Raw genomic sequence first — 15,821 nt, 5'->3', positions numbered from 1 at the left:
GTCGGTGGGGCCGGTCCGGATCGGCGCGGTCGCCGCCCACTTCGGGCGCGACCTCGACCGGGCGCTGGCCAAGCTGGAGGGCATCCTCGCCGACGCCCGCGCCGCCGGCGTGGGGCTGCTGGTGCTGCCCGACGCCACCCTCGGCGGGTACCTCTCCGACCTGCGGCACCCCGACCCGGCCGCGCTGCCGCCCGGGCTCGCCGAGGACTCGTTCGAGATCCGGCGGGTGGCGGCGATGGCCGGTGACATGGTCGTCTGCCTCGGCTACTCCGAGGAGGCCGTCGCGCCGGACGGCGGGGAGCGGCTCTACAACGCCGCGGTCTGCGTCTCCGGCGACGGCGTGCTCGGGCGGCACCGCAAGGTGCACCAGCCCGCCGGCGAGTCCCTCGTGTACGCCGCCGGCGACACCTTCGCGCCCTTCGACACCCCGGTCGGGCGGCTGGGGATGCTGATCGACTACGACAAGACCTTCCCCGAGGCGGCCCGGACCCTCGCCCTCGGCGGCGCCGACGTCCTCGCCTGCCTCTCCGCGTGGCCGGCGTCGGTCACCGACCGCGCCTCGCGGCTGCCGCAGGACCGGCAGTCGCGGCTCTTCGACCTCTACGACCAGGCCCGCGCCGCCGAGAACCAGGTCGTCTGGGTCTCCTCGAACCAGACCGGGGTGATGGGCGGCCTGCGGTTCCTCGGCCAGGCCAAGGTGGTCGGCCCCGGCGGCGAGATCCTGGCCCGGACCGGCTCCAAGGGCGGCCTCGCCGTCGCCGAGCTCGACGTGGGCGCCGAGATCGCCCGGTCCCGGCGGCTGCTGCACCACCTGGCCGAGCTCACCCCGGCGGCCTACCGGTGCCCACCGGTGGTTGAGGTGCGAGCGCAGCGAGCCTCGAAACCACCCCGCCCACGTCGACCGGGCGACCCGGGAGGCCTGCCGTGAGGGTCGCCCTGCTCACCTACTCGACGCGCCCCCGCGGCGGCGTCGTGCACACCCTGCACCTGGCCGAGGCGCTGGCCGCGCAGGGCGTCGAGGTCGACGTCTGGACGCTCGGCCGCGGCGGGGACCGCGCCTTCTTCCGTCCGGTCGACCCGGCGGTGACCGTGCACGCCGTCCCGTTCGACGACCCCGACGCGGACGTGGGCCGCCGCATCCTGCGCTCCATCGAGGTCCTCGCCGACGCGCTGGCGCCGGTCCGGTCGGCGTACGACGTCGTGCACGCGCAGGACTGCATCAGCGCCAACGCGGCGCTGCGCACCGAGGGCCCGCTGCTGCGCACCGTGCACCACCTGGACGCGTTCCGCACCCCGGAGCTGGTGGCCTGCCACGAGCGCGCCGTGCGGGAGCCGGCCCGGCTGGTCTGCGTCTCGGAGGCCGTGGCCGCGGAGGTGCGGATCGGCTACGGGCGGGTCGCCGAGGTGATCCCCAACGGCGTCGCCGCCGACCGGTTCGCCGCCGCGGCCGGGGACCTGGCCGGCCGGGCCGAGTGGCGTGAGCGGCTCGGCCGGTACGTGCTCGCCGTCGGCGGCATCGAGCCCCGCAAGGGCAGCATGGACCTGCTGGAGGCGTTCGCCCTGCTGCGTGTCGAGTCGCCGGGGCTGAGGCTGGTCTTCGCCGGTGGGGAGACGCTCTTCGACTACCGCGAGTACCGGGCCCGGTTCGAGGAGCGGGCCGAGGCGCTCGGCATCGAGCCGGAGGTGCTCGGCCCGGTCGAGGACGACAGGCTGCCGGCGCTGGTCGCCGAGGCCGCGGCCCTGCCGTTCCTCTCGACCAAGGAGGGCTTCGGGCTGGCCGCGCTGGAGGCGCTGGCCGCCGGCGTACCGGTGGTGGCGCGCGACCTGCCGGTCCTGCGCGAGGTGCTCGGCGACGCCGTCGGCTACGGCACCGACCCTGCCTCCTTCGCGGCCGCGTTGTCGGTCGCCCTGCGGCGGCCGCCCGACCCGGAGGCGGGCCGGCTCCTGGCCGCCGGCTACACCTGGGCCGCCGCGGCCGAGGCGCACCGGGAGCTGTACGGCGACATCGCCCGATGAGCCTGTCCGTCGCGGGTGATCCGACCGAAACGACGGTGGCTGGACCGGTCGCTCCCTAGGGTCGCCCGTGTGACCACGTGGATCGAGCCCGGCGAGGGCATCCCCTTGACTGGTACCGAGACGTTCAGGGGTCTGGATGCGACCGTCGTGGAGTTCTGGGGGTACGCCATGCGCGACCTACGGACCAATACGACGCGCGGCCTGCTAGCGGAGTGGCTTGTGGCGCGCGCTGTGGGGGCTACGGAGGTGCAGCCCGAGTGGAAGGAGTTCGACGTCCGGTCGCCCGATGGCATCAGGATCGAGGTGAAGTCGAGCGCCTATCTCCAGTCCTGGGGTCAGGCTCGGCACTCGACCATCCGGTTCGGTGGGCTGAAGGCGCGCGCCTGGGACCCACTCACCGGCGAGGGTGAGCCTTCCTTCAACGCAGACGTCTACGTGTTCTGCGTGCAGACGGCCCAGGTGCACGCGTCCTACGACCCGCTGGACGTCCGCCAGTGGGACTTCTATGTTCTCCCGGTCGACGTTGTCCAGCGGATCGACCAGCGGTCGCTCGGCCTGCGAGCGGTACAGGCCTACGCGGAGGCTGTTCCGTACGAGGGGCTGGCGGATGCCGTCCGTGCTGTCTCCGTTCCTGGCGTCGCCTGAGCGGGCGGTGGCTTCGGCTCACCGCCGTCGGTGGTAGCGGTGGTCGCCGTTGGGCAGCCGGTCGGCCTCGAACGCCGTGTCGTGGGCCCGGTGGTGGTGGAACCCACACAGCAGGACGGCGTTGGCCAGGTCCGTGCCGCCGCCGCGTGACCACGCGGTCTCGTGGTGGGCGTCGCACCAGGTCGCCGGGACCGTGCACCCTTCCGCGCGGCAGGTGGTGTCACGCAGCCTCAGCGCCTTGCGCTGGGCTGCGTTGAAGAGCCGTTGCCCGCGCCCGAGGTCGAGGACCTCCGACGTGCCGCCGAGGACCGCGGGGACGATCTTGGCGGTGCACGCCAGGCGGCGGGCGTGGGCAGCGGTGATCCGACCGATCCCGTCCGCGGTCACGCTGTCGAGGAGGCCGGCGGCACCGAGGCGCTTCTGCAGGTCCTCCAGGCCGACGGTGACCATGACCGTGGTGGCGTCGCCGCCGTGCTCGGGCAGAGTAGCGGGGTCGAGGCGGTCGAGCAGCGCGCAGAACCCGTGCCCGAGCACCCGGTGCCGGGGCAGCCGGTCCACCTCCGGCGCGGTGGTCCGGGGCGACGTGAGGGCGTCAAGGTAGGTGGCCAGCCGGGTGGCGGTCGCGTCGGGGAGGGTCATGGTGACCCGGGTGGCGCCGTCGCCGAGCGGCCTCATCCGCACCGACAAGGCGGCCTGGGCGTGGGTCTCCTCGGCGTGGAGGCGGCGGGCTTCCTCGTCCTCGGCGACCTCGGGGGCGACCACGTCCAGCACCCGCCGGCCCAGGACGCGCAGGTGCTGGGGCAGCATCCCGAGCCCGCCGCACTCGGCGGCCTCGCCGGTCCCGAGTGCGACCAGCCGCGCCTCGGCATCGGCCCGCACCTCGTCCCCGACCCTCCCGGGCAGAGCGTCGAGGGCATGCACGATGGTTTTGGCCTGGTCCAGTGACAGGCGTCCGGTGGCCATCGCGGCCCCGACGTGTGGCCAGCGCTGGTCGATTGCCTCGGCCAGCCGGCCCTCGGGGCGCAGCCGGGCGATCTCCACGTTGGCGCGGTGCGCGAGCCACCCGGCCACGTCGCGGGCCCCGTGCGCGTCCGCGACGTCGCCGGCGATCGTCCGCAGCCGGAGCTCGGCGACCTGGGCCTCCAGTGCGACCAGCTCGGTGAGCAGGTCCTCCTTCTCCCGGGTGCCCAGGTAGTTGGCCTGCGCGCCCACCACCGCCCCCAGTGCTTCGCGTGCCTCGGCTACGGCACGCGTGAGGCGGTGCGTGGTGGGACCGGGAAGGAGGGTCATCGTGCGGCCTTCGGGAGCGGTGGCGGCGTACCTCGATTGTACGCGGGAAACGAACTGGAGTTCGATCGTCAGAATCGATGAAACAGCAGGTCACAGGCGTGTGGTGCGTTGCGCGGCGGACAGGCCGACCCACGGAGTCGGCCTCACCTGCGCTCGGCGAGCCGCTTGATCTCCAGCATCATCCGGCGGCTCATCACGAAGGAGATCGGCTCGATCGGGAAGCGCCCGAAGGCGAGGCGGCTCCGCCAGTCCGGCCCGTAGTCGTAGCGCCCCCGGGTGAGCAGTCGGCTCCCGCCGCCGGGGGCCGGGGTGATCACGAACTGCCAGGTGGACCTCCCCCAGCTCCGCCCGTCGCCGACCTCGGCCGGCGACCCGACGAGCACGAGGGCATACGGAGGGTCCGCGACCGCCACCCGCAGCGCCGGCGTCGAGGGGTGCAGGCGGATCTCGTCGCCGACGGCGGGGTGCTGGTGCTCGGGCAGGACCTCCGCGGTGTTCTCGATCCGGCAGCCGACCAGGTTCTCCAGCGCCTCGTAGGTGTAGAAGCCGCCCCGACCCTGGCCGACCTGGGCGACCCACGGCCACACCGACTCCGGCGGGGCATCGACGCCCACGCCGAGCGTGTAGGACCAGCGCGGATCGGGCACCTGGTCGTCGCCCGCCAGCGCGTCGGTCGCCTCGGTGCCGGCCGTGCCCCAGCGCCGGCGCCGACGGCCGATGACCGGCGTCGCGACCAGGTGCCACGCGATCAGCGCGGCGCCCTCGAGAGCGGCCGGGACTCCGGTGCCCGGCGGGTCAGCGGCCATGGCGTCCTCCTCGGGGTGCCCGGGCTCATCCTGCCGCCGCTGCGTCGCCCTCGGCAGGGTCGTGTGGCCCAGGCATCGGGATTCCGATGTCACAGGCACACGACCCGGGCCCGACCCGCCGGGCCCGACCCGGGACCCTCCCGTCCGCTCCGACGAACCCCGTCAGGCCAGGCCCTTCAACATCAGGTTCCAGTACATCGCCGGCAGGCCTGTCCGCTTGAGCCACCACATGTCCCGCCGCTCCTTGGTGGTGTCGATCAGCGGGAAGCTGGGGTGGGGCTCCATCGTGTAGTCGAACTCGGCCAGCAGCACCTTGTTGCGCGAGGTGGTCAGGGGGCAGGAGGCGTAGCCGTCGTACCGGGCCTCCAGCGGGCGACCTGCGCGGTGCGCGAGGAGGTTCTCCACCAGCACCGGCGCCTGGTGGCGCACGGCCGCCCCGGTCTTGGAGTTGGGCGTCGAGCCGGCGTCGCCGAGCGAGAACACGTCGGGGTAGCGGGTGTGCTGGAGCGTGTACTGGTCGACCTCGACGTACCCGCCGGGGTTGTCGGCCGCCGCCAGCGGACCCGCCTTGATCCAGTCCGGCGCGGACTGGGGCGGTACGACGTGCAGCAGGTCGTAGTCGATGGTCTCCTTGGTCCCCGCGGCATTGTCGGCCACGACGACGCCGCGGCCGTCGGCGTCGATCTCGACCGCCTCGCTGTTGAAGCGCACCTCGATCCCGTAGTGGGCGGCGACGCGCTCGAGCTCCTTCGCGAAGACCGGGACGCCGAACATCCCCGGCGTCGGCAGCACGAGCACCTTCCGGATCCGGTCGTTCACGCCCTGCTGGCGCCAGTAGTCCGAGGCCAGGTAGGCGATCTTCTGCGGGGCACCCGCGCACTTGATCGGGGCCGAGGGCATGGTGAAGACCGCGGTTCCGGAGGTCATCGCCTGGATGTTGGCCCAGGTCCGCGGCGCCAGGTCGAGGCGGTAGTTGCTCGTGACCGGGACCGTGGTGAGCGCCTCCGACATGCCGGGCACGGTGTCCCAGTCGAGCTGGATGCCGGGGGCGACGACGAGCTGGTCGTACCCGAGGATCGCGCCCTTGGTCGTGGTGACCGTGTGGGCGTCGGGATCCACGGACTCCGCGCCGTCCTGCACCCAGGCGACGCCCTTGGGGATCACGCTCGCCATCGGCCGGGTCGTCTCCGACGCCGAGGCGCGGCCGGCGCCGACCAGCGTGAACAGCGGCTGGTAGTAGTGCGTGTCGGACGGATCCAGGAGGCCGATCCGGTCGACCCCCTTGCGGCGCAGCCGGGCGGCGACGCTGACGCCGGCGCTGCCCGCGCCGATCACGAGGACGTTGAAGTGCTGGGCGGTGGCCATCTGTCTCTCCTGTTCGTCCGATCTGTCCGGATGTCCGGACATTTAGACGGTACGTGGCGTCGGTCACACAGACAAGGGCCGACGTCGGCCGTGGCCGACGCGGGCCGTGACCGCCGCACTACGCCACCGGGCGACATCCCGACCAGTCGGTATGATCCCCGTATGTCCGAGGTCGAGGCAGACGCCACCGCACCCCGACGCGGCCGCCCGCCGACCACCGTCGACGGCCTCAGCGTGCCGGAGCGGCTGGTCGAGACCGCCGTGCGGCTCTTCTCCGAGAAGGGGTTCGAGCGGACCTCGGTGCAGGACGTGGTCTCCGCGGCGGGGGTGACCAAGGGGGCGATGTACCACTACTTCTCCTCCAAGGACGACCTGCTGCACGAGATCTACGCCCGCGTGCTCCGGCTCCAGCAGGAGAACCTGGAGCGGTTCGCGGCGCTGGACGCGCCGGTGGCCGAGCGGGTCCGCCTCGCGGCGGCCGACGTGGTGGTCACGGTGATCGAGAACCTGCCCGACGTGGTGATCTTCTTCCGGTCGCTGCACCAGCTCGGCGCGGACCGCCAGGCGGAGGTGCGGCGCGCCCGCCGGCGCTACCACGAGACGTTCCGGGCGATGGTCGCCGACGGGCTGGCCGCCGGGGAGTTCCGCGCCGACGTCGATCCTGACCTGGTCGTCGACTACTACTTCGGCGCCGTCCACCACATCTCGGCGTGGTGGCGACCCGACGGCGCGCTGAGCGCCGAGGAGCTGGGTCGGGAGTACGCCGACCTGCTGCTCGCCAGCCTGCTGCCGCGCTGACGCGCGCAGGTGCCGGACGGCCCTTGACAGCCGCCGCGCCGCCCCCGATGCTACATACCGACCAGATGGTATGAAAAGGAGCTCCCGCATGACCGCACAGCCCCCCGCCGCCCCCCGGTTCGAGAAGCGGACCGCGATCGTGACCGGCGCCAGTCGGGGGATCGGGCTGGGCATCGCGGAGCGGTTGGTGGCCGAGGGCGCCCGCGTGGTGGTCACCGGCCGCAAGCAGGAGGCGCTCGACGAGGCGGTCGCCACCCTCGGCGGGCCCGACGTGGCGCTCGGTGTCGCCGGGCACGCGGACGACACCGACCACCAGGCCGAGACCGTCGCCCGCGCGATCGAGACCTTCGGCAGCCTCGACCTGCTGGTCAACAACACCGGCATCAACCCGACGTACGGCCCGCTCATGGAGCTCGACGCCGGCGCCGCCCGCAAGATCGTCGAGGTCAACTGCATCGCCGCGCTCGCGTGGGTCCAGCAGGCCCACCGCGCGTGGATGGCCGAGCACGGCGGCTCGGTGGTCAACGTCGCCTCGATCGGCGGCCTGCGCCCCGCCCCCGGGATCGCGATGTACGGCGCCAGCAAGGCCATGCTGATCCACCTGACCGAGGAGCTGGCGGTCGAGCTGGCCCCCGACATCCGGGTCAACGCCGTGGCCCCGGCCGTGGTCAAGACCAAGTTCGCCACCGCGCTCTACGAGGGCCGCGAGGAGCAGGTCGCCGCGGCGTACCCGCTCAAGCGCCTCGGCGTGCCCGAGGACATCGGCAGCGTCGTGGCGTTCCTGCTCAGCGAGGACGCGGCCTGGATGACCGGCCAGACCCTCGTCGTCGACGGCGGCGTCCTGCTCGGCGGCGGCGCCTGAGCGGCGCGCCGCCAGCAGACCCCGGCATCCCCCAGCACCACCTCCAACGAAGGAGAAACCGATGGACTTCGCCCACGACGCCCGCACCCTCGAGATGCAGGACGCCCTCCGCGACTTCATGGACACCCACGTCTACCCGGCCGAGCCGGTCTTCCACGAGCAGCTCGGGAAGCTCGACGACCCGTGGGCCTGGGACTCCGCGCCGGTGATGGGCGACCTGCGCGCCGAGGCCCGCAGCCGCGGGCTGTGGAACCTCTTCCTGCCCGGCGCCGACAACCCCCACGGCGGCGGCCTGACCAACCTCCAGTACGCCCCGCTCGCCGAGATGACCGGCCGCTCCATGCACCTGGCCCCCGCCGCGCTCAACTGCGCGGCGCCCGACACGGGCAACATGGAGGTGCTGGAGATGTTCGGCAACGCCGAGCAGCAGGAGCAGTGGCTCGAGCCGCTGCTCGACGGCACCATCCGCTCGGCCTTCGCGATGACCGAGCCGGACGTCGCCTCCTCCGACGCCACCAACATCGGCACCTCGATCGTCCGCGACGGCGACGAGTACGTGATCAACGGCCGCAAGTGGTGGATCACCGGCGCGATGAACCCGAACTGCCGGATCTTCATCGTGATGGGCAAGACCGACCCGACCGCCGACCGGCACCGCCAGCAGTCGATGGTGCTCGTCCCGCGCGACACCCCCGGCCTGGAGGTCAACCGCGGCATGGAGGTCTTCGGCTACGACGACCACGAGCACGGCGGCCACGCCGAGATGACCTTCACCGACGTGCGCGTCCCGGTCAGCAACCTGATCGGCGAGGAGGGTGCCGGCTTCGCCATCGCCCAGGCGCGCCTCGGCCCGGGCCGGATCCACCACTGCATGCGCTCCATCGGCATCGCCGAGCGCGCGATCGAGGCGATGTGCGAGCGCGCCGAGTCCCGCGTCGCGTTCGGCAGGCCGCTGGCCCGCCAGGGTGTGGTCCGGGACTGGATCGCGGAGTCGCGCGTGCGGCTGGAGCAGCTGCGGCTGCTGGTGCTCAAGACCGCGTGGCTGATGGACACCGTCGGCAACAAGGGCGCCCACACGGAGATCCAGGCGATCAAGATCGCCACCCCGACCACCGTGCAGTGGATCCTGGACAAGGCGATCCAGACCCACGGCGCCGGCGGGCTCTCCCAGGACTTCGACCTGGCGGCGGCGTACGCCGGCGTCCGCACGCTCCGGTTCGCCGACGGCCCCGACGAGGTGCACAAGAACGCGCTGGCCCGCACCGAGCTGGCCCGTCAGGCCGCCCGCCGCGACGCCTGAGGACTCAGCGGACCTTGCGGCCGCCCCGCCTCCGACGGGGCGGCCGCCAGGCTCCCTCCCTGGACGGAACCAGGTTCAGTTGCACCCCGCCGCGGTGAACAGGCACATGCGCAGGGCGATGGGCCGGTTCTGCTCGGCGAGGTACGCGAGGTACTCCTCCTCCGCGGGCGCCCCCATGTCGCCGCCGGTGTAGCGGACGAGGACGGCGGCGCCGACGCGCAGGAGCTGGTAGGCGCCACCGCCGACCCCGGCGGTGGCGGTCTCGCTGAAGTACAGGTCGTCGTAGCCGGTCGAGTACTGGTGCTCCGTCAGCCGGACGGCGCCGCCGGGGCGCCGGTCCACGCGGCAGTCGGCGACCGCGGACCGCAACCCGTCCAGGTACGCCGACGCCTCGGCCGCGTCCGCGAAGAGCACCAGCTCGCGGGCGTCGACCCACTCGAAGTCGCGCCCGACCGAGACCAGGTGGTCGGCGGGCGCGGGCGCGCCGATCGGCATGCCGCAGAGCAGGTCCGGGCGCACCACGTCGAGGTCGCGCCCCGGGGTGGGGACGAACTCCTCGCCGCTCTCCGGGTCGACGGCGGTCTGGCCCAGGTTGAGCGGGAAGTCGGCCGGGATGGCCATCGACCCGGTGTCGGCCAGCGCCAGCTCCTCGCCGGCCGGCTCGGCCCAGTCCGCGGGATCGGCGGCGACGGGGGCCGGTGCGGGGGCGGGCGCCGGGGCGACGGGCGCGGACTCGGGCAGGCCCGCGAGCTCGTCGAGCCGGACGCCGAGCACCACCGAGAGCCCGAGCGCCGATCCGGTGGCGATCGCGGCCGCTGTCCAGCCGATGCGCGCGGGCCAGCGGCGCCCGCCCGCCTCGCGGGTCGTGCCGGCGCCGGCGGTGTCGTCCGTCGCGGGCCGCTCGTCGTGCATCACCATCGGTGCACCCCCTCCGCCTCATGCCTGTCGTGCCTCACCTATCGGCGGGCGGTGGGATGAGTGGAGGAGTCCGGTCGGGCGACCCGTCGGGCGCCGAGTCGGCAGAAAGTTTCTGCCGACTCGGCGCCGAACCCTCGCGAGTCGGCAGAAAGTTTCTGCCGACTCGCGCCGGTGGTGCGCCCTAGAGAGCCTCGGCGTCGGCGTCGACGGGCACCGGAGGCGGGAACCGCCAGCCACCGGAGCGGACCTCCTCGCGCGGCCGGTAGAGACGGACCACGTAGTTCCACCCGGGGACGATCGGCAGGTGGTTGGGCTGAGCCGGGTCGCCGCCGAAGTGGATCGTCACCGTGCCGTCATCGTCGCGCCGGGCGGTGAGGTTGTTGAACGAGTAGGCGTCGCGGTCGTTGACCGGCATCCAGCCCTCGCCGTCGTACAGGGTGACCGACCAGAAGCCGTCGACCGGGACGTCGCCGACCGTGAGGGTGTGCGGCGTGACGCCGTCGTTGCGCTCGGGCACGACGTTCTCGTAGATCGCCTCGGTCGCCGGCAGGCCGCCCCAGCCGAGCGCGGCGCCGAGCAGCCAGTAGACGGGGTCGAGCTCCTCCTTGCGGCCGAAGCAGCGGGTGGAGTCGGCGACGGTCGAGGCGACCTGCATGACGGTGTTGCGGACCGCCGCCACCTCCTCGGGCGGCCAGTCCGGCAGGTCGAGGCGGCCGGGGTCGTCCTGCGCCACCACGACGGCGTCCTGGAGCCGGTGGGCGGCGGCCAGGTCGTCGGGGTCGCCCGGGTCGACGAAGGTGCGCACCAGCAGCAGCGCGTAGCGGGTGCCGACCTCCTCGGCGGTCAGCGTGACCTCCGCGGGGCCGTGCTCGACGGTGATCGAGTGCTCCTGGCTGAGCACCATCAGCGACTGGTAGCGCTCCCCGGGGTCGGGCAGCGTCACGGTCGGCGGGGAGGTCAGGTCGAAGACCCCGAAGGAGTAGAGGGTGTCGCGCTGCGCGCGGACCGTCACCTGGTGGTGCACGTCGTACGCGGCGCGGGCGTGCGCGAGCCTCCCGAAGCAGGAGAACTTCTCCACGTAGGTGCGCATCTGGTGGTCCGACTCGGCGCGCACGTAGTTGTGCACGGTCACCGTCGGTGTCGTGGCGGTGGTCTCGGTGGTGCTCGTGGCCGTGGTCGACTCCATCGTCGCCTCCTGGTTGGTCGGTCTCCTCGACGCTAGGCGGGCCGCCGGCGCGGGGCCAGGGTCGAAGGGCCGTGCCGGGGACCCCTTGCATCCGGCATAGAACACGTTCTAATCTGGACACCTGTCTAGTTCGGCGCCCGGTGGCGCGCGTCCACGGGTCGAGGAGGATCGGGTGGCTGTACGGGTCGTGCACGTGGCGACGGGGAACGTCGGTCGGATCGCGCTCGGGCAGGTGATCGCCGACCCGCGCTTCGAGCTGGTCGGGCTGGTCGTCTCCGACCCGGCCAAGGTCGGCCGGGACGCCGGCGAGCTCGCCGGCGAGGACGTCGTCACCGGCGTGCTGGCCACCGACGACCTCGACGCGGCGCTCGCGCTCGAGCCCGGCTGCGTCGTCTACTGCGCGCTCGCCGAGACCCGGTTCTTCGACGCGCTCGGCGACCTGCAGAAGTGCCTCGCGGCCGGGGCGAACGTCGTCGCCACCTCGCCCGTGCCGCTGATCCACCCCTGGGGCCTGCTGCCCGACTCGATGATCGAGCCGATCGAGCAGGCCTGCCAGGACCACGGCGTCAGCCTCTTCGTCAGCGGCGTCGACCCGGGCTGGGCCAACGACCTGCTCCCGTTCGCGATCGCCTCCACCTGCCAGTCGGTCGAGCAGGTCCGCTGCTCCGAGATCGCCGACTACGCCACGTACGACGGCGGGCCGGTGATGTTCGACGTGATGGGCTTCGGTCGCGAGCCCGGCGACCTGCCGATGCTCTTCCAGCCCGGCATGCTCTCCTCGGCCTGGGGCGTCACGCTGCGCCAGCTCGCCGCCGGCTTCGGCCTGGAGCTGGACGGGATCACCGAGTGGTTCGAGCAGGAGCCGGCGCCCGAGGCGTTCGACGTCGCCGCCGGCCACATCCCGAAGGGCGGCGTGGCCGCGGTGCGGTTCGTCATCGCCGGGGTGGTGGACGGCCGCGAGGTGCTCGTCGTCGACCACACCACGCGGCTGCGGCCTGACCTGCGGCCCGACTGGCCGCAGGCGGCCCAGGAGGGCGGCTCCTACCGGGTGGAGATCACCGGGGAGCCGTCGTACCGGGTCGAGGTCTGCCCGACCAGCGCGAAGGGCGACCACAACTACGCGGCGATCGCGGCCGGCGCCGGCCGCGTGGTCAACGCGATCCCCGACGTGGTCGCCGCCGAGCCCGGCATCCGGACGGTGCTCGACCTGCCGTTCAACACCGCGAAGGGCATCTTCGCGACCACCCTCACCAACTAGAGCACGAGGAGAAGACTTCATGGGACGTGTCGCAGGGAAGGTGGCGCTGGTGACCGGCGGCTCCGGCGGGATCGGCGCCGCGAGCGCGCGGGCGCTGGTCGCCGAGGGCGCGAGCGTGGTGATCGGCGACATCCTCGACGCCGAGGGCAAGGCGCTGGCCGACGAGCTCGGCGAGGCCGCGCGCTACGTGCACCTCGACGTCACCAGCGAGGAGGACTGGGCCGCGGCCCTCGCCGTCGCGACGGGTGAGTTCGGCCGCCTCGACGTCCTGGTCAACAACGCCGGCATCGCCAACGGCAGCCAGCTCCAGCGGTTCAAGATAGAGAAGTGGCAGCACATCCTGGACGTGAACCTGACCGGTCCGTTCCTGGGCATGCGCGCCTGCGCCGACGCGCTGATCGCCGACGGCGGCGGCTCGATCGTCAACGTCTCCTCGATCGAGGGACTCCGCGGCACCCCCTGGGCGCACGGCTACGTCGCCTCCAAGTGGGGCCTGCGCGGCCTGACCAAGTCGGTCGCGATGGAGCTCGCATCCCAGGGCGTCCGGGTCAACTCGCTGCACCCCGGCCTGATCAAGACCCCGATCACCGAGGGCATCCCGGACGACATGATCCCGATCCCGCTCGGCCGCCCCGGCCAGCCGGAGGAGGTCGCCGCGTTCGTGCTCTTCCTGGCCAGCGACGAGTCGTCGTACGCCACCGGCTCGGAGTTCGTGATGGACGGCGGGACGGTCAACCAGATCCCGCACAAGGCCTGAGAGACCGGGCGGGTACGCCGGTGATGCCGCGCGCCCTCGAGGACCGCGTCGCGCTGGTGACGGGGTCGACCAGCGGCGTCGGGCTGGCCGTGGCGCGCTCGCTCGCGGGCCACGGCGCCCGGGTCGTGATCAACGGCCGCGACCCGGCTCGCCTGGACGCGGCGCTCGCGGACCTGGCCGAGGCCGGCGCGGACGTGTCCGGCGTCGCGGGCTCCGCGGCCGACCCCGCGGTGCTGGAGGCGATGGTCGAGGCCGCGGCCGGCTTCGGCGGGCCCGACGTGCTGGTCACCTGCGCGGGCATCGCCGAGCCGGCCGGCTCCTCGATCCTCGACCTCGACCTCGCGGACTGGCAGGCGCTGGTCGACAGCCACCTCACAGCGACCTTCGTCGCCTGCCGGGCCGTGGCGCCGCTGATGGTCGAGCGCGGCCGCGGCGCGATCGTCACCACCAGCTCGCACGCGTTCACCGGCGTCTTCGGCGGCACCGGCTACGCGGCCGGCAAGGGCGGGGTGAACAGCCTGACCTACGCGCTCGCCGCCGAGCTCGCCGAGCACGGGGTCCGGGTCAACGCGGTCTGCCCCGGCGCCCGGACCCGCCTCTCCGAGGGGCCCGACTACGAGGCCGGCGTGCGACGGCTCCACGAGCGCGGGCTGCTGGACGACCTGATGCTGCACGGCGCCCTGCACCCGCCCGGCCCGGAGCACGTCGCCGAGCTGTACGCCTTCCTGGCCAGCGACGTGGCCGCGGGGATCAGCGGGGAGGTGCTGGTCGGCGCCGGCGGTTACGTCGGCAGGTTCTCCCGCCCCGAGGAGACCATGCTGACCTACCGGGACGACGCCCGGCACCCGCCCTGGTCGCTGGGGGAGCTGGCCGCGGCGCTCCGCCCCGCCGCCACCGGCTGACCGCGAGGCGGCGGACCCCGCCGGGGCCGGGGCCGGTAGATTGCTCCGTGCTGACGCTGGGGGAGTCGGTTTCTCGGAACGCCGGTGGCCCCGCCCGGCAGCACGCACAGGAGCACCTCATCGCCAGCCGCGCCCGCCGGGCACTCGTGCCCCTCGTCGCCCTCGGCCTCATCGGCTCGTTGGCCCACGGACCCGCCGGTGCGGGGGTCGCGCTGGCCGCCGGCCAGCCCGAGCGTGACGACGCCACCGCCACCGGACCCAGCCCGCGGACCACGATCGAGCTCGACGTCTCGGGGCGCCGGACCACCCAGCAGCCCAACGTCGTACTGATCACCGCCGACGACCAGACCGACACCGAGATGCGGTTCATGCCGCGGACGCGCCGGCTCCTCGGCCGCGCCGGCGTCGACTTCACCGACGCCATCAACCCGCACCCGCTGTGCTGCCCGGCGCGGGCCGAGCTGGTCACCGGCGAGTACGGCCACAACAACGGGGTGCTCTCCAACGCCGGCGCCTACGGCGGCTACAGCGCCTTCATCCGGAAGAACCTGCACAGCAACCTGGCGGCCTGGCTGCAGGCGGGCGGCTACCGCACCGCCTTCATCGGCAAGACCCTCAACGGCTACTCGGCCAAGGCTCCGGCGATGGACGGCTGGGACTACTGGTCGCCCACCATCGGCGGCACCTACGCCTACTACGGCTCGCGGTTCCTCAACAACGGGCACCCGCGCCGCTACCGGAAGCGGTACGTCGTCGACGTGGTCGCCGACCAGGCCGTGGACCGGATCGAGCGGTTCTCCGCGGCCGGGCGACCGTTCTTCGTCTGGGCCTCGCACGTCGCGCCGCACACCCGGAAGGGCAAGCACGCCAGCGGTGCCGCCGAGGACGGCGCCGGCTGGCTGCCGCCGCGCCCCGCCGACCGGCACCGCAAGCGCTACCGCGACCTGGGCATCTGGACGGCCGGCAAGGCGTCGTACCGGGAGAGCGACGTGTCGGACAAGAACCCGCGGGTGATCGCGCGCCGACCGGTCCAGTCGGCCGGGAAGCTGCGGTCGCTGATCCGGGCCCGGGCGCGCACGCTGCAGGCGGTCGACGAGGCGAACGCCCGCGTGATCCGCGCGCTCGCGCGCACCGGCCAGCTGGAGAACACCGTGGTCATCTACCTCTCCGACAACGGCTACCTGCTCGGCGAGCACCGCATGCAGGGCAAGAACGAGCCCTACCAGGAGTCGTTGCAGATCCCGCTGCTGATGCGCGGGCCGGGCATCGCCCCGGGCAGCGCCTCCACGGAGCCGGCCACGCTGGTCGACGTCGCGCCGACGATCCTCGACTACGCCGGGCTGCTGGACGGCGTCCGGGCGCTCGGTCGCACCGACGGCGAGAGCCTGCGCCCGGCGATCGCCGGCACCGGGCGGCTCTCCTCCACGTCGTTGATCCAGGCCGGCCGGATCCAGACCGGGCTGAGCGAGTCCCGGCAGTGGGAGTGGCGGGGCGTGCGCACCGAGCGCTACACCTACCTGCGGCGCCAGAAGGGCTTCGAGGAGCTCTACGACCGCGACGCCGACCCGTTCGAGCTGCAGAACCTGGCCGGGGACCCGGCCGTCGCCGACGTGCTCGCCGATCTGCGCGGCCGCGCCGAGGCGCTCGCCGGATGCGCCGGGGTGGCCGCCTGCGAGCGCTCCGACTTCCCGATCCCCACCGGGGGTTCCGTAGGGTGA

General features: G+C 73.4%; 15 protein-coding genes. 10 read left to right on the top strand and 5 right to left on the bottom strand.

Annotated features, from left to right (window positions below; all coding sequences use genetic code 11):
* Nucleotides 1–4 precede the first annotated feature (4 nt).
* The 3 genes from ABLM29_RS07605 to ABLM29_RS07595 all read left to right on the top strand — a co-directional run bounded on the left by ABLM29_RS07605 (nucleotide 5) and on the right by ABLM29_RS07595 (nucleotide 2,661).
* Nucleotides 5–928 (top strand): carbon-nitrogen hydrolase family protein, encoded by a 924-nt coding sequence (locus ABLM29_RS07605; RefSeq protein WP_349713451.1) that lies wholly within the window; start codon nucleotides 5–7, stop codon nucleotides 926–928.
* Nucleotides 925–2,016, top strand: coding sequence for an MSMEG_0565 family glycosyltransferase (locus ABLM29_RS07600; protein WP_349713449.1), 1,092 nt, complete (start codon nucleotides 925–927; stop codon nucleotides 2,014–2,016). The genes ABLM29_RS07605 and ABLM29_RS07600 overlap by 4 nt, the downstream gene beginning before the upstream one ends.
* A gap of 69 nt (nucleotides 2,017–2,085) precedes the next feature.
* Nucleotides 2,086–2,661, top strand: coding sequence for a hypothetical protein (locus ABLM29_RS07595; RefSeq protein WP_349713448.1), 576 nt, complete (start codon nucleotides 2,086–2,088; stop codon nucleotides 2,659–2,661).
* Between the two features lie 18 nt (nucleotides 2,662–2,679).
* On the opposite strand, the gene ABLM29_RS07590 is transcribed toward ABLM29_RS07595, so the two are convergent.
* The 3 genes from ABLM29_RS07590 to ABLM29_RS07580 all read right to left on the bottom strand — a co-directional run bounded on the left by ABLM29_RS07590 (nucleotide 2,680) and on the right by ABLM29_RS07580 (nucleotide 6,122).
* A complete protein-coding gene (locus ABLM29_RS07590) occupies nucleotides 2,680–3,873 on the bottom strand; it encodes an HNH endonuclease signature motif containing protein (RefSeq protein WP_349713447.1) in 1,194 nt (397 codons plus the stop codon).
* A 221-nt stretch (nucleotides 3,874–4,094) separates the two neighbouring features.
* Nucleotides 4,095–4,757 carry a hypothetical protein gene (locus ABLM29_RS07585; RefSeq protein WP_349713446.1) on the bottom strand — a complete coding sequence of 221 codons (663 nt, stop codon included), beginning with the start codon at nucleotides 4,755–4,757 and terminating at the stop codon, nucleotides 4,095–4,097.
* Nucleotides 4,758–4,919: 162 nt separating this feature from the next.
* A complete protein-coding gene (locus ABLM29_RS07580) occupies nucleotides 4,920–6,122 on the bottom strand; it encodes an NAD(P)/FAD-dependent oxidoreductase (protein ID WP_349713445.1) in 1,203 nt (400 codons plus the stop codon).
* A gap of 162 nt (nucleotides 6,123–6,284) precedes the next feature.
* On the opposite strand from ABLM29_RS07580, the gene ABLM29_RS07575 reads away from it, so the two are divergent.
* The 3 genes from ABLM29_RS07575 (at nucleotide 6,285) to ABLM29_RS07565 (ending at nucleotide 9,082) form a co-directional block, all read left to right on the top strand.
* Nucleotides 6,285–6,920, top strand: coding sequence for a TetR/AcrR family transcriptional regulator (locus ABLM29_RS07575; protein WP_349713443.1), 636 nt, complete (start codon nucleotides 6,285–6,287; stop codon nucleotides 6,918–6,920).
* Nucleotides 6,921–7,008: 88 nt separating this feature from the next.
* A complete protein-coding gene (locus ABLM29_RS07570) occupies nucleotides 7,009–7,782 on the top strand; it encodes an SDR family oxidoreductase (protein ID WP_349713442.1) in 774 nt (257 codons plus the stop codon).
* Nucleotides 7,783–7,843: 61 nt separating this feature from the next.
* Nucleotides 7,844–9,082 carry an acyl-CoA dehydrogenase family protein gene (locus tag ABLM29_RS07565; RefSeq protein WP_349713441.1) on the top strand — a complete coding sequence of 413 codons (1,239 nt, stop codon included), beginning with the start codon at nucleotides 7,844–7,846 and terminating at the stop codon, nucleotides 9,080–9,082.
* A 75-nt stretch (nucleotides 9,083–9,157) separates the two neighbouring features.
* Here ABLM29_RS07565 and ABLM29_RS07560 read toward each other — a convergent pair whose 3' ends face one another.
* A complete protein-coding gene (locus ABLM29_RS07560; protein WP_349713440.1) occupies nucleotides 9,158–10,000 on the bottom strand; it encodes a hypothetical protein in 843 nt (280 codons plus the stop codon).
* Between the two features lie 181 nt (nucleotides 10,001–10,181).
* On the bottom strand, nucleotides 10,182–11,186 hold the full coding sequence (locus ABLM29_RS07555; RefSeq protein ID WP_349713439.1) for a DUF1214 domain-containing protein: 1,005 nt from the start codon (nucleotides 11,184–11,186) through the stop codon (nucleotides 10,182–10,184).
* A 172-nt stretch (nucleotides 11,187–11,358) separates the two neighbouring features.
* Between ABLM29_RS07555 and ABLM29_RS07550 the strand changes: the two genes are divergently transcribed.
* Genes ABLM29_RS07550 through ABLM29_RS07535 form a run of 4 tightly spaced genes read left to right on the top strand, consistent with a single transcriptional unit; the run spans nucleotide 11,359 to nucleotide 15,821 of the window.
* The gene (locus tag ABLM29_RS07550; RefSeq protein ID WP_349713438.1) at nucleotides 11,359–12,444 is read left to right on the top strand and encodes an NAD(P)H-dependent amine dehydrogenase family protein; all 1,086 of its coding nucleotides are present in this window, start codon (nucleotides 11,359–11,361) and stop codon (nucleotides 12,442–12,444) included.
* Between the two features lie 19 nt (nucleotides 12,445–12,463).
* Entirely contained in the window at nucleotides 12,464–13,201 is a 738-nt protein-coding gene (locus tag ABLM29_RS07545; protein WP_349713437.1) for a glucose 1-dehydrogenase, read from the top strand.
* A gap of 23 nt (nucleotides 13,202–13,224) precedes the next feature.
* Nucleotides 13,225–14,103 (top strand): SDR family NAD(P)-dependent oxidoreductase, encoded by an 879-nt coding sequence (locus tag ABLM29_RS07540; protein ID WP_349713486.1) that lies wholly within the window; start codon nucleotides 13,225–13,227, stop codon nucleotides 14,101–14,103.
* 47 nt (nucleotides 14,104–14,150) lie between these two features.
* Nucleotides 14,151–15,821 (top strand): sulfatase family protein, encoded by a 1,671-nt coding sequence (locus ABLM29_RS07535; RefSeq protein WP_349713436.1) that lies wholly within the window; start codon nucleotides 14,151–14,153, stop codon nucleotides 15,819–15,821.

Source organism: Nocardioides sp. YIM 152588 (genome assembly GCF_040191335.1).
Classification (GTDB): Bacteria; Actinomycetota; Actinomycetes; order Propionibacteriales; family Nocardioidaceae; genus Nocardioides.
Note: the sequence above shows the minus strand (reverse complement) of the source record. Positions and strands in the feature narration are given on the sequence as shown.

What these genes read in the sequence shown, in the direction of transcription:
- ABLM29_RS07585 (WP_349713446.1), bottom strand. Translation starts at nt 4,757, where the DNA reads ATGGCCGCTGACCCGCCGGGCACCGGAGTCCCGGCCGCTCTCGAGGGC.
- ABLM29_RS07555 (WP_349713439.1), bottom strand. Translation starts at nt 11,186, where the DNA reads ATGGAGTCGACCACGGCCACGAGCACCACCGAGACCACCGCCACGACA.
- ABLM29_RS07575 (WP_349713443.1), top strand. Translation starts at nt 6,285, where the DNA reads ATGTCCGAGGTCGAGGCAGACGCCACCGCACCCCGACGCGGCCGCCCG.
- ABLM29_RS07560 (WP_349713440.1), bottom strand. Translation starts at nt 10,000, where the DNA reads ATGGTGATGCACGACGAGCGGCCCGCGACGGACGACACCGCCGGCGCC.
- ABLM29_RS07545 (WP_349713437.1), top strand. Translation starts at nt 12,464, where the DNA reads ATGGGACGTGTCGCAGGGAAGGTGGCGCTGGTGACCGGCGGCTCCGGC.
- ABLM29_RS07565 (WP_349713441.1), top strand. Translation starts at nt 7,844, where the DNA reads ATGGACTTCGCCCACGACGCCCGCACCCTCGAGATGCAGGACGCCCTC.
- ABLM29_RS07540 (WP_349713486.1), top strand. Translation starts at nt 13,225, where the DNA reads ATGCCGCGCGCCCTCGAGGACCGCGTCGCGCTGGTGACGGGGTCGACC.
- ABLM29_RS07570 (WP_349713442.1), top strand. Translation starts at nt 7,009, where the DNA reads ATGACCGCACAGCCCCCCGCCGCCCCCCGGTTCGAGAAGCGGACCGCG.
- ABLM29_RS07580 (WP_349713445.1), bottom strand. Translation starts at nt 6,122, where the DNA reads ATGGCCACCGCCCAGCACTTCAACGTCCTCGTGATCGGCGCGGGCAGC.